Here is a 12,479-nt window from a genome sequence, read left to right as displayed (position 1 = left end):
GGTCGTGGCCCGGTCAGAGCGCGTCGAGGCCGCGCTCGCCGGTGCGGACCCGGACGACCTCGTCGACCGAGGTCACCCAGACCTTCCCGTCGCCGATCTTGCCGGTCCGGGCGGCGACGACGACGGCGTCGACGATCTTCTCCAGGTCGATCTCGTCGGTGAGCACCTCCACCCGGATCTTGGGCAGGAACTCGACCGTGTACTCGGCACCCCGGTAGACCTCGGTGTGCCCCTTCTGCCGGCCGTAGCCCTGGACCTCGCTGACGGTCAGGCCGGCCACGCCGAGGGCGTGCAGGGCCTCCTTCACCGCGTCCAGTTGGTACGGCTTGATGACCGCGGTCACCAGCTTCATGTCCAACCCCTCCATCACAGGAACGTTAACCGGCGATCTTCTCGTCGACCGGCTCGGCGGGGGACGCGGCGGGTGCGGCCGGGGCCGCCGTCTGCTTGGCGCCGGTCAGCCCGGCCATGGCGAAGGCGCTGCCGCCGCCGCCCGTGGTCGGCGACAGGTCGTAGCCGCTCTCGGCGTGCTCGGCGATGTCGATGCCGCCGACCTCGTCCTCGGCGCGGAGCCGGAAGCCGATGGTCTTCTCGATCGCGACGGCGAGCACCCAGGCCACCGCGAAGGACCAGACGGTGACGATCAGGCCGGCCAGGGCCTGCCGGCCGAGCTGGGTCACCCCACCACCGTAGAACAGGCCGTCCGAGGCGCCGACCACGTCGGTGATCGCGCCGTTGACCGAGTTGGTGGCGAACAGGCCGAGCCAGAGCGACCCGATCCAGCCGCCGACGAAGTGCACGCCGACCACGTCGAGCGAGTCGTCGTAGCCGAGCCTGTACTTGAGGCTGATCGCCAGCGCGCAGACCGCCCCGGCGACGACGCCGAGCAGCACCGCCGCCCAGGGCGCGACGAAGCCGCAGGCCGGGGTGATGGCGACCAGGCCGGCGACGGCGCCGGACGAGGCACCGACCAGGGTCGGCTTCCTGTCCTTGATCCACTCGACGGCGATCCAGCCGAGCACCGCGGCGGCGGTGGCGAGCTGGGTGTTGATGAAGGCCAGGCCGGCGACCGAGTCGACGGTGAGCTCGGAACCGGCGTTGAAGCCGAACCAGCCGAACCAGAGCAGCCCGGCGCCGAGCGCGACGAGCGGGATGTTGTGCGGCTTCATGCCCTCCCGGGGCCAGCCGAGCCGCCTGCCGAGCACCAGGGCCAGGGCCAGGGCCGCCGCGCCGGCGTTGATGTGCACGGCGGTGCCGCCGGCGAAGTCGAGCGCGTGGATGTCGCCGCCGATGATGCCGCCGCCCCACACCCAGTGCGCGACCGGGAAGTAGACCAGCGTCGCCCAGCCGAACGCGAACAGCAGCCAGCCGGCGAACCTCGCCCGGTCGGAGATCGCACCGCTGATCAGCGCGACGGTGATCACGGCGAAGACCATCTGGAAGGCCATGAACACGTAGAGCGGGACACCGATGCCGCTCGGGTTCTCCGCCGTCGCGCCCCAGAGGTCGGTCTCGGCGAGGAAGGTCCTGGTGCCGAGGTAGGCGCCCGGGTCGCCCCAGAAGCCGTTGACATCGCTGCCGAACGCGATGCTGAAACCGTAGAGCCACCACAGAACGGAGATGAGCCCGATCGCGGAGAAGCTCATCATCATCATGTTCAGTACACCCTTGGCCCGGTTCAGGCCGCCGTAGAACAGCGCCAGTCCGGGCGTCATGAGCAGCACGAGCGCCGTCGACACCAGCAACCAGACGGTGTTGCCGGAATCGATCGTGGGTGCGTCAGGCACGCCGGCCTCCTAAAGGTGAAGTCCCTCCTTCCCGGCTTCCGGGGCAGCGTCGCCCGTACGCCGGATGCGCGGAAGCCTGCTCGCTCCCTGTTTCCCCCAGCGTCACCCGTCGATTTCCGGACGGTGACGCCTTGTTTCGGACGTGTGAAGACAACCTCACCGCCGGCGGAAACGGCCCTCGGCGGCACGGACCGGTCAGCGCAACGCGTACTCGAGGGCGTTGCGCTCGTAGTCGAGCAGCCGCAGGTCCCGCATCGGCCGGCGCAGGTGCCCCTTGTGCACGATCCGGACGAAGGCCGGCTCACCGGCGGCGGCCATCCGGCGGATGCCCTCGACGTGGTCCACGATCCGTTTGCGGATGGTCCGGATCAGCCGGTGCCGGTCCCGCGGGATCAGCCCGTACGCGTCGGCGAAGAGGCGCAGCCGGCGCGGCCGGTCGGGGTGCTTCCAGCCGAGCGTGATCGAGTCCCGGTCGGAGAAGATCGGCACCCACGTCCAGGCCGCGTACGCCACGTCGTAGATCCGGGCGCCGGGCGAGGCGAGGTCGAAGTCGATCAGCCCGAGGGTGCCGTCGGGCCGCCAGATGACGTTGTGCGGGGCGGCGTCGTGGTGGCAGATCACCTCGGTGTCCGGCGGCGGCGGGCCGAACGAGCGCCACACCGCCCCCGGCGGCGGCACGAAGCCGTACTGGGCGTCGTGGAACATCCGCAGCATGGTGGCGACGGTCACCAGGGCCTCGTCGGTGACCCAGTGCGGGGCCAGCGGGTACTCCCCGCACTCCCCCTCCAGGTACGACAGGACCTCCCGGTTGCGCTCGTCCATGCCGAGCGCGCGGGGGGCGCCGGTGAACCCGACGTACTCCAGGTGGCGCAGCAGGGCGTGCACCGCGGGCGTCCACGGCCCGGCGTTGCGCCGGACCGTGTCGCCCACCCGCACCACGGTGCTGACGTTCCCGCCGTGCAGCGGGATCTCCTGCGAAGTCACGTACGGTCTCCCGAGGCGCTGCGACGGGTGGCTGGGGTCGCGCCACCCGGCGTAGGCGCGATCGTTGCTCGTCACTGCGAGGTTACGCGTCCCGGGCGAGCGGCTCGGTACCGAGCAGCGCGTCGACGAACTGCGCGGGGTCGAACGGGGCGAGGTCGTCCTTGCCCTCGCCGAGCCCGACCAGCTTCACCGGGATGCCCAGCTTGCGCTGCACGGCGATCACGATGCCGCCCTTGGCGGTGCCGTCGAGCTTGGTGAGCACCACGCCGGTCACGTTGACCACCTCGGTGAAGACCCGGGCCTGCTCCAGCCCGTTCTGCCCGGTGGTGGCGTCCAGGATCAGGATCGTCTCGTCGATCGGGCCGTGCTTCTCCACCACCCGCTTGACCTTGCCCAGCTCGTCCATCAGGCCGACCTTGTTCTGCAGCCGGCCGGCCGTGTCGATCAGCACCGTGTCCACGCCGGTGTCGATGCCGCGCTTGACCGCGTCGAAGGCGACGCTGGCCGGGTCGGCCCTCTCCGGACCACGCACGGTCTCGGCCCCGACGCGGCCGGCCCAGGTCTCCAGCTGGTCGGCGGCGGCGGCCCGGAAGGTGTCGGCCGCGCCGAGGATCACGCTCCGGCCGTCGGCGACCAGCACCCGGGCGATCTTGCCGCAGGTCGTGGTCTTGCCGGCGCCGTTGACGCCGACCACCATCAGCACCGCCGGCACGCCGTCCTTGGGCGCGGTGTGCAGCGAGCGGTCCAGCGTCGGGTCGAGGGCGTTGACCAGCTCGGCGGCGAGCAGGGCCCGCAGCTCGGTGCCGGACCGGGTGCCGAGCACCCGGGTGCGCTCGCGCAACCGGTCGACGATCTCCCGGGTGGCGTCGATGCCGACGTCGGCGGTGATCAGGCTGTCCTCGATCTCCTCCCAGGTGTCCTCGTCCAGGTGGTCGCGGCTGAGCAGGCCGAGCAGGCTCTTGCCGAAGACGTTCTGCGAGCGGGACAGCCGGGAGCGCAGCCGGACCAGCCGCCCGGCGGTCGGCTCGGGCACCTCCAGCACCGGGGCCGGGGCCTCCACGACCGGCGGCTCCACCAAGATCCCGGTGGAGATTTCGGCCTCCGGGGCCGCCACCGGCGGGCCGGCGAGACCCTCCTCGGCCCGGGTCTCGACCTCCGTCTCGGGCAGCGGCGGCTCCGGGCGCCGGCGCAGCCGCGGCACGACCAGCCCGATGCCGCCAAGGATCAGCACGCCGAGCAGGGCGAGTGCGATGAGGAGGTATTCGGTCATGCCGGAATCCTGTCAGATGCCGGCGAAGCTGTCCCAGCCACCGCTCCCGGCGGGCCCGTCCGGGAGCCGGCGGTAGGCTCGGTCACAGCCAGCAGTGGTGCGACCGCCGGCCGGGTAGTAGAAGTGAAGTCCGCTTACCTGGAGGTCGACCATGCCCGCGGCACACCTGCTCATCGGCCCGTTGCTGCGGCGGGTGGTCGGCACGCGGGCCACCGTCTGGGTCGAGACCAGCGCGCCCGCCGTGGTCACCGTCCGCACGGCCGACGGCGCCCGCGGCACCGCGCCCACCTTCTCCGCGTACGACCACCACTACGCGCTCGTCGTGGTGGAGGGGCTCACGCCCGACAGCGCCACCAGCTACGAGGTGCTGATCGACGACGAGGTCGCGTGGCCGGTGCCGAGCAGCGGGTTCCCGCCCAGCGTCATCCGCACCCGGGCGGCCGACGACCTCGACCAGCCGGTCCGGTTGATCTTCGGATCGTGCCGGGAGACCACCCAGCACGCCACCACCCGCCGGCTGCCCCCGGACGCGCTCGACGCGTACGCCCGGCGGCTGGCGGCCGACCCCGACCCGGCCGGCCTGCCCGACCTGCTGGTGCTCCTCGGTGACCAGGTCTACGCGGACGTGACCTCCCCCACGGTGCGGCGGCTGCTGAAGCGGCGCCGCCGGCGGCCCAGGGGCGCGCCCAGCGACCAGGTGGTCAGCTTCGACGAGTACACCAAGCTCTACCTGGAGTCCTGGCGCGACCCGGAGATCCGCTGGCTGCTCTCCACCGTGCCGAGCGTGATGATCTTCGACGACCACGAGATCATCGACGACTGGAACACCTCGGCCGCCTGGCGGGCGGACATGCGCGACCAGCCCTGGTGGGCGGAGCGGATCGCCAGCGGCCTCGCCTCCTACTGGGTCTACCAGCACCTGGGCAACCTCTCCCCCGACGAGATCGCCGCCGACCCGGTCTTCGCGAAGGTCAGCGCGGCGGAGGACGCCACCGGCGTGCTGCGCGAGTTCGGCCAGCGGGTCGACGCCGAGGCCGACCTCGCCCACGACACCGAGCGGTGGCGGGCCGTGCAGTACCAGTGGAGCTACGCGCTGGACCTGGGCCGGACCCGGCTGGTGATGCTGGACAACCGGTGCAGCCGGGTGCTGGAGCCCGGCCAGCGGGCGATGCTGCCCCCGGGCGAGTGGTCGTGGTTCCTCGACCGGGCCCACGGCGTCTACGACCACCTCGTGGTGGGCGCCTCGCTGCCCTGGCTGCTGCCGCCGGGCATCCACCACGTGGAGGCGTGGAACGAGAAGCTCGCCGACTCGCGGCGGCGCGGGGTCGGGCGCCTGTCGGAGAAGCTGCGCCGGGGGCTGGACCTGGAGCACTGGGCCGCGTTCCGCCGCTCGTTCGACGCGCTCGGCGCGCTGTTCGCCCGGATCGGCAGCGGCACCCCCGGCAAGCCCGGCGACCGGGTCGGGGCCGGGCCGGCGTACGCGCCGCCGGCGTCGATCAGCGTGCTCTCCGGTGACGTGCACCACTCGTACGTGGCGCGGGCCCGGTTCGACGACCGGAGCGTGGTCACCCCGGTGCACCAGCTCACCTGCTCGCCCATCCACAACCAGGTGCCCGCCGGGATGCGCCCGCTGATGCGGCTGGGCTGGTCGTCCGGGCCGGCCGGAGCCGCCCGGGCGCTCGCCCGCTCCGCCGGGGTACGCCGCCCGCCGTTCCGCTGGAAGCGGCTGGCCGGCCCCTACTTCGGCAACGCGGTCGCCACGCTGGTGCACACCGGGCGGGCGGCCGAGGTGACCATCGAGGGCACCACCAGCGACGGCCACCTGCGCGAAGTGATGCGGCAGCGGCTGGCGCCAGGCGCCTGACACCGTCCGCCGTACCCTGACCACGTGGACGATCACCTGCCGGAGACGATGCGGGCGGTGGAGCACGAGCTGACCGCCCTGCTGCGCCGGGGGCGGGCCGTCTCCTCGGAACTCGCCCGGGAGGTGCACCCCGGCCTGGAGCCCGACGCGTACGGGCTGCTGCTGTGGCTGCGCCGGTGCGGCTCGGTCCGGCTCACCGACCTGGCCGCCCGGCTCGGCGTCGGCAAGGGGACACTGAGCCGGCAGATCCACGGTCTGGAGGGCCTGGGCCTGGTCCGGCGCGACCCGGACCCGACCGACCGGCGCGCGGCGCGGCTCAGCCTGACCGAGGAGGGGCAGCGCCGGTTCGACGCCGCGCAGGGCGGCCGGCTCGAACGCTTCCGGCAGACCCTGGGCACCTGGTCGGCGGCGGACGTCGGGGACTTCGCCCGGCTGCTGCGCCGCTTCAACGAGGAGTACTTCTAGGCCGCCGGAATAGGGCCGCGCCCGGCCCGGTTGTTGCCTAGGGCAACCGGAGAGGACGGAGCTGGCATGAGCACGGACGCGCCGGAACGGGAGGAGTACGGCCCGCGCACCCGGCCGGGGCCCTACGAGCGCGGCACGGACGGGCCGAGGGTCGTGCTGGTCGGCGTGGACGGCACCCGCACCTCGGAGCGCGCCGGCTGGTACGCGGCCGGGCTGGCCCGCCGGCAGGGCTCCGCCCTGGTGGTGGTCCACGTCAGCCCCGCACCCGGGCTGACCACCCTCGTGCCGGGCCTGGACGCCGGGGAGGTGCAGCGCTGCCACGACGAACTGACGGCGGAGCTGCGCCGGGAGTGCCGGCGCGGCGCCGAGGAACTCGGCCTGCCGGTCACCTTCCTGCGCCGGCGCGGGGACGCGTACGCCGAACTGCGCGCGGCGGCCGACGAGTTCCGGGCCGACCTGGTGGTCGTCGGCTCCTCCGAGCAGGCAGGGCACCGGCTGGTCGGCTCGGTCGCCACCCGCCTCGTCCGGGCCGGCCGCTGGCCGGTCGTCGTGGTGCCCTGACCCGTCGCGGCGCGGCGGCGAGCCGCGGAGCCCGGACAAGTCCTGACGCCGGGACGGGTCGTGGCGGATATGCGGTCGCGGATCGTCGGGCGGGCCGGCGAGGATGGCCGGCATGACCTGGAGAGCACCGGAGATCACCCGGACCCCCGAGCCGTACGTCGGCGACGAGCGCACCATCCTGGAAGGCTGGCTGGACTACCACCGGCAGACGCTGCTGCTCAAGTGCGCCGGGCTGACCGCCGAGCAGTTGCGGACGCCGAGCGTCGAGCCCTCCGGGCTGACCCTGCTCGGGCTGGTCCGGCACCTGGCCGAGGTGGAGGCCTGGTGGTTCCGGGAGAACCTCGCCGGCGAGCGCGTCGACTACCCCTACTTCACCCCCGACAACCCGGACGCCGACCACGACGTCAGCGCCGCCGACGCCGAGGCCGACCTCGCCACGTTCCACCGGGAGGTGGAGCTGGCCCGGGCCGCCGCGGCGGGCCGCTCGCTCGACGACACCTTCACGGAGGTCGGCCCGAAGCGCCGGACGTTCAACCTGCGCTGGGTCTACGTGCACATGATCGAGGAGTACGCCCGGCACAACGGCCACGCCGACCTGATCCGCGAACGCATCGACGGCGTCACCGGCGACTGACCGCCCGGGGCGGCGCCGCGCCACAGCGCCGCCCACCGGCACCCGGGGAGCCCCGCGCCGCCGGCCCGGCAGCCCCCCGCACGACCGCCGAGCGGACGAGCCCGGGCAGCGCCTCAGTACGCCAGCGCCGCCCGCAGGTAGCGCAGGTCCTCGGGGCGGCCGCTCCAGCGGAGCGCCGACAGCCCGGCGGCCCGGGCACCGCGCACCGACCAGTCCTCGTCGTCGACGAAGAGCACCCGGTCCGGCGGGGTGGCCACCGCCCGGCAGGCGGCCTGGAAGTACTCCTTGGCCGGCTTGTTCACCCCGAGCCGGTACGAGTTGACCACCGCGTCGAACTCGCCGACCAGGCCGAGCGCGGCCAGGTCGTCGTCGAGCAGGTCGGTGGCGTTGGTGGCGAGGCCGACCGGGAGGCCGCCGGCGCGTACCCCGCGGACGAAGTCGAGCACCTCGGTGTCCACCTCGCCCCGGTAGCGCTGCCACTGCTCGACCGCGGCCCGGGCGCGCTCCGGCCCGCCGGCCGGCCCGGCCAGCGCGTCGGCCACGCTGGTCATCCAGTCGGCGTGGCTGACCTGGCCGGTCAGCACCGGCTGGAGCCGCCCCCACTGCATGGCGATTTCGGTGAGTACGCCCTCGGAGAGGCCGTACTCCCGCTCCACGCCGGCGGCCACCGCCGGGTCCCAGCGTCGCAGGACGCCGTCGAAGTCCACCAGGAGCGCCGTGGCGCGTTCCCGACCCACTACTCGTTCTCCTCGCCGCGGCCACGCCGCTCGTCGTCCCCGTCGGCCCGGTTGAGCCGTTGGCTGATCACCTGGGTCACCCCGTTGCGCATGGTCACGCCGTACAGGGCGTCGGCGACCTCCATCGTCCGCTTCTGGTGCGTGATGACGATGAGCTGGCTCTTCTCCCGCAACTGGGCCAGCAGCGTGATCAGCCGGCCCAGGTTGACGTCGTCGAGCGCCGCCTCCACCTCGTCCATGATGTAGAACGGGCTGGGCCGGGCGCGGAAGATCGCCACCAGCATCGCCACCGCGGTCAGCGACCGCTCGCCGCCGGAGAGCAGCGACAGCCGCTTGATCTTCTTACCCGGCGGGCGGGCCTCCACCTCGACGCCGGTGGTGAGCAGGTCCTCCGGGTCGGTGAGCACGAGCCGGCCCTCGCCGCCGGGGAAGAGCACGGTGAAGACCTGCTGGAACTCGCGGGCCGTGTCCTCGAACGCGCTGGCGAAGACCTCCAGGATCCGGTCGTCGACGTCCTTGACCACGGTGAGCAGGTCGCGGCGGGTGGCCTTGAGGTCCTCCAGCTGCTCCGAGAGGAACTTGTAGCGCTCCTCCAGCGCGGCGAACTCCTCCAGCGCGAGCGGGTTGACCTTGCCGAGCAGGGTCAGTTCCCGTTCCGCCTTGGCGGCCCGCTTCTCCTGCACCGGCCGCTCGTAGCGCACCGGCTCGGGCACCGGCAGGCCGTCCCGCTCGGCCGCCGCCACGTCGGCCTGGGTGGGCGGGACGGGCTGGTGCGGGCCGTACTCGGCGACCAGGGTCTCCACGTCCAGCCCGAAGTCCTCCGCGGCCTTCGCCTCCAGCTGCTCGATGCGCAGCCGCTGCTCGGCGCGGGCCACCTCGTCCCGGTGCACCTGGCTGGTCAGCCGCTCCAGCTCCGCGCCGAGCCGCTTGGCCGCGCCGCGTACCTCCTGCAGCTCGGCCTCGCGGGAGGCGCGCTCGCGCGCCACGGCGTCGCGGTGCTCCTCCGCCGCGGCGATGGAGGTGGTCAGCCGGGTGAGGGCCTCGCGGGCACCGCCCGCCACGGCCCGGGCGATCCCCGCGCCGCGGGTCCGCGCCGCCCGCCGGGCCGCCGCGCGTTCCCGCGCGGCCCGCTCGGCGGTGGCCTGCCGGCGCAGCGAGTCGGCGCGACCGGCGATCGAGGAGACCCGCTCCTCGGCCGTACGCACCGCCAGCCGGACCTCCATCTCGTTCTGTCGCGCCTGCGGCACCATCGCGGCGAGCTGGTCGCGTTCCTCGGTGGAGGGTTCCGCGTCGACCGGGGTCTCCTCGGCCAGCCGCAGCCGTTCCTCCAGCTCGGCCAGGGTGAGCAGGTCCCGTTCCCGGGCCGCTTCGGCACGGGCCCGGGACTCGCCGAGCCGGTCGGTCTCGGCCTTCGCGGAGCGGGCGGCCGCGCCCAGCTCGGCCAGCCGCCGGGCGGCGGCGTTGCGGTGGCTCTCCGCCTCCCGCTTGGCGGCGGCGGCGTGCTGCACGGTCTCCTTCGCGGCGGCCACCTCGGCGCGGGCGTCGACGAGCTGTTCGCGCAGCTCCGCGCCGGTCCGCTCGGCCGCGAGCCGGTTCGACCGGGCCTCCTCGACCGCCGCCTGCACCTCGATGAAGCTGGGCGCCTTGGCCGACCCGCCGGCCGCCGCGTACGCGCCCACCACGTCGCCGTCCGGGGTGACCGCGCGCAACTCGGGATTGCCGGCGACCACCTCGGCCGCGGCGGCGAGGTCGTCGACCAGCACCACGTCGCGCAGCGCCCGGTGCACCGCCGGTCGAAGCTGCGGGGAGCACTCCACCAGGTCGGGCGCCCAGCGGGCGCCGTCGGGCAGCTTCGGCCGCAGCGCGTCGGGGTGGGCGTCCATGCCCGGGCCGGCGGGGCTGCCGACCAGCAGGCCGGCCCGGCCGGCGTCGGAGATCTTCAGCAGCCGCATCGCCTCGACGGCCTCGTCGACGCCGCTGACCGCGACCGCGTCGGCGAGCCCGCCGAGCGCGGCGGCGAGCGCGGCCTCCTGCCCGGGGGCGACGGTGAGCAGCCCGGCCAGGCTGCCCAGCAGGCCCGGGACCTCGTCGGCGCGGGCCAGCAGCGCCCCTGCCCCGTCCTTGCGGCGCAGGCCCAGGGCGAGCGCCTCCTCCCGGGCCTTCCAGGTGGCGGCGTCCTTCTCCGCCGACCGCTCGGCGTCGGTCAGCGACCGCACGGTGGCCTGCGCCCGCTCCAGGGCGGCGGCGGCCTCGGCGTGCCGGGCGTCGAGGTCGGCGTTGTCCCGGTCGGCCTCGGTGGACTGCTCGGCCACCGCGTCGAGCTCGGCCTGCGCCTGCTCTGCGCGGGCGAGCGCGTCGGCGTGCGCGGCGGCGAGCCGTTCGATCTCCTCGCCCGCGCTGGTGGTCCGGGCCCGGGCGGAGTTGACCTGGCCGGTCAGCCGGGCCAGCCCCTCCCGCCGGTCGGCGATCGCCTTCGCGGCGGCGACCAGCTCGCGTTCGGCCGCGGCGAGCTGCCGTTCCAGCTCCTGGCGGTGCTCCACCGCCTCGGCGAGCCGGATCTGGTCGTCGGTGAGCGCGGCGCGCAGCTCCTCCTCCTGCTCGCGGACCCGCTCGGCCTCGGCCTCCAACTGGTCCGGGTCGCGGCCGGGGCGCTCGTCGTCCGGGGTGGCGCTGAGGTGCCGCAGCCGCTCCCGGGCGAGCTGCTCGATGGAGCGGAACCGCTCGGAGAGGGCGGAGAGCTTGTACCAGGTGTCCTGCGCGGCGGCCAGCAGCGGCGCGTCCTCGGCGAGGGCCGCCTCCAGCTCGGCGAGGCGGGACTGCACCTCGGTGTGCTCGGCCTCGACCTGCTCACGCCGCTCGCGCACCGCCGTCTCGTCGGCGATCTCCCGGTTCAGGGTGGTGCGCAGGGTGGCCAGGTCGTCGGCGAGCAGCCGCAGCCGGGCGTCGCGCAGGTTGGCCTGGATCGCGGCGGCGCGCCGGGCCACCTCGGCCTGCCGGCCCAGCGGCTTGAGCTGGCGGCGCAGCTCGGCGGTCAGGTCGGTGAGCCGGTTGAGGTTGGTCTGCATCGCGTCGAGCTTCCGCAGCGCCTTCTCCTTGCGCTTGCGGTGCTTGAGGACGCCGGCCGCCTCCTCGATGAACGCCCGCCGGTCCTCCGGCTTGGCGTGCAGCATGCCGTCGAGCCGGCCCTGCCCGACGATGATGTGCATCTCCCGGCCGATGCCGGAATCCGACAGCAGCTCCTGGATGTCGAGCAGCCGGCAGGAGTCGCCGTTGATCTCGTACTCGCTCTCGCCGGAGCGGAACATCCGGCGGGTGATCGACACCTCGGTGTACTCGATCGGCAGCGCGCCGTCGGTGTTGTCGATCGTCAGGGTCACCTCGGCCCGGCCCAGCGGGGCCCGGCCGGCGGTGCCGGCGAAGATGACGTCCTCCATCTTGCCGCCGCGCAGCGCCTTGGCGCCCTGCTCGCCGAGCACCCAGGCGATGGCGTCGACGACGTTGGACTTGCCGGAGCCGTTCGGGCCGACCACGCAGGTGATCCCGGGCTCCAGCTTCAGCGTCGTCGCGGAGGCGAAGGACTTGAAGCCCTTCACCGTCAGGCTCTTGAGATACACCTTCTCGATCCTCGTCCGGTGGCCGCCGTACCGTCGCCGGCTGCGCGGACCTGGGTGAACCCGCAGACTAACCCGGGACCGACGGCCGCCCGGCACGCGACCCGCCTGCCGGAGCGCCCGGCCGCACCGCGCGGCGGCCCACCGGGGTACGCCGGGCGGCGTCGGCAGGACCATTTCCGCCGGTCCCCGACAGATCCGCACAAGATCGCGAATTGGTGCCGACGAAAAGGGGCGTGGACAGAACTGCGCGCCGGCACAGAAGTGTCGGCGCGCTTTTTTGCGTGGTGCGATTCAGTTTTTCGATGCCGGAGCTCAGGTCAGCGCGGGCTCGGCCAGACGGAGCAGATCGTCCGCCTCCGCCGCAGCCGCCGCGAGCCGATCGTTCTCGGCACGCAACCGCGTGATCTCGAACTCCAGTGCCCGAACCGTGGCACGCAGTCGGGTGACCTCGTCGAGCAGGCGCCGATCGGGCGCCGCACCTACGTGGCCGTACAGGGCCTTCGCCATGATGACTCCTTGATATGCGCTGCCGGAAAGGCCGGCCAACGCGCGCCCAATGTGCA

11 protein-coding genes are annotated in these 12,479 nt (G+C 73.9%); 4 read left to right on the top strand and 7 right to left on the bottom strand.

The window, feature by feature from the left end; all coding sequences use genetic code 11:
• Positions 1–13: 13 nt before the first annotated feature.
• The 4 genes from ACZ6O2_RS00700 to ftsY all read right to left on the bottom strand — a co-directional run bounded on the left by ACZ6O2_RS00700 (position 14) and on the right by ftsY (position 4,041).
• A complete protein-coding gene (locus ACZ6O2_RS00700; RefSeq protein ID WP_350705125.1) occupies positions 14–352 on the bottom strand; it encodes a P-II family nitrogen regulator in 339 nt (112 codons plus the stop codon).
• A 25-nt stretch (positions 353–377) separates the two neighbouring features.
• On the bottom strand, positions 378–1,787 hold the full coding sequence (locus tag ACZ6O2_RS00695; protein ID WP_466021546.1) for an ammonium transporter: 1,410 nt from the start codon (positions 1,785–1,787) through the stop codon (positions 378–380).
• Between the two features lie 195 nt (positions 1,788–1,982).
• A complete protein-coding gene (locus ACZ6O2_RS00690; protein ID WP_350704846.1) occupies positions 1,983–2,846 on the bottom strand; it encodes an aminoglycoside phosphotransferase family protein in 864 nt (287 codons plus the stop codon).
• A 7-nt stretch (positions 2,847–2,853) separates the two neighbouring features.
• Positions 2,854–4,041 carry a signal recognition particle-docking protein FtsY gene (ftsY, locus tag ACZ6O2_RS00685; RefSeq protein WP_350704844.1) on the bottom strand — a complete coding sequence of 396 codons (1,188 nt, stop codon included), beginning with the start codon at positions 4,039–4,041 and terminating at the stop codon, positions 2,854–2,856.
• A 151-nt stretch (positions 4,042–4,192) separates the two neighbouring features.
• Between ftsY and ACZ6O2_RS00680 the strand changes: the two genes are divergently transcribed.
• The 4 genes from ACZ6O2_RS00680 to ACZ6O2_RS00665 all read left to right on the top strand — a co-directional run bounded on the left by ACZ6O2_RS00680 (position 4,193) and on the right by ACZ6O2_RS00665 (position 7,565).
• Complete coding sequence (locus ACZ6O2_RS00680; RefSeq protein ID WP_466021545.1) at positions 4,193–5,905, top strand: alkaline phosphatase D family protein; 1,713 nt, start codon at positions 4,193–4,195, stop codon at positions 5,903–5,905.
• A 24-nt stretch (positions 5,906–5,929) separates the two neighbouring features.
• Positions 5,930–6,370 carry a MarR family winged helix-turn-helix transcriptional regulator gene (locus ACZ6O2_RS00675; protein WP_350704840.1) on the top strand — a complete coding sequence of 147 codons (441 nt, stop codon included), beginning with the start codon at positions 5,930–5,932 and terminating at the stop codon, positions 6,368–6,370.
• 66 nt (positions 6,371–6,436) lie between these two features.
• Positions 6,437–6,931 carry a universal stress protein gene (locus tag ACZ6O2_RS00670; RefSeq protein ID WP_350704838.1) on the top strand — a complete coding sequence of 165 codons (495 nt, stop codon included), beginning with the start codon at positions 6,437–6,439 and terminating at the stop codon, positions 6,929–6,931.
• Positions 6,932–7,043: 112 nt separating this feature from the next.
• Positions 7,044–7,565, top strand: a complete 522-nt coding sequence (locus tag ACZ6O2_RS00665; RefSeq protein ID WP_350704836.1) for a DinB family protein — start codon at positions 7,044–7,046, stop codon at positions 7,563–7,565.
• Positions 7,566–7,678: 113 nt separating this feature from the next.
• Here ACZ6O2_RS00665 and ACZ6O2_RS00660 read toward each other — a convergent pair whose 3' ends face one another.
• The 3 genes from ACZ6O2_RS00660 to ACZ6O2_RS00650 form a co-directional block, all read right to left on the bottom strand.
• Positions 7,679–8,302, bottom strand: a complete 624-nt coding sequence (locus ACZ6O2_RS00660) for an HAD family hydrolase (RefSeq protein ID WP_350704830.1) — start codon at positions 8,300–8,302, stop codon at positions 7,679–7,681.
• Entirely contained in the window at positions 8,302–11,916 is a 3,615-nt protein-coding gene (gene smc / locus ACZ6O2_RS00655) for a chromosome segregation protein SMC (RefSeq protein WP_466021544.1), read from the bottom strand. Before smc ends, ACZ6O2_RS00660 begins: the two co-directional genes overlap by 1 nt.
• Positions 11,917–12,228: 312 nt before the next feature.
• On the bottom strand, positions 12,229–12,423 hold the full coding sequence (locus tag ACZ6O2_RS00650) for a hypothetical protein (RefSeq protein WP_091096806.1): 195 nt from the start codon (positions 12,421–12,423) through the stop codon (positions 12,229–12,231).
• Between the last annotated feature and the right edge of the window lie 56 nt (positions 12,424–12,479).

The organism is Micromonospora sp. NPDC048040 (genome assembly GCF_055587185.1).
The sequence above is the reverse complement of the archived record's forward strand: the minus strand, read 5'-3'. Positions and strand labels throughout refer to the sequence as shown.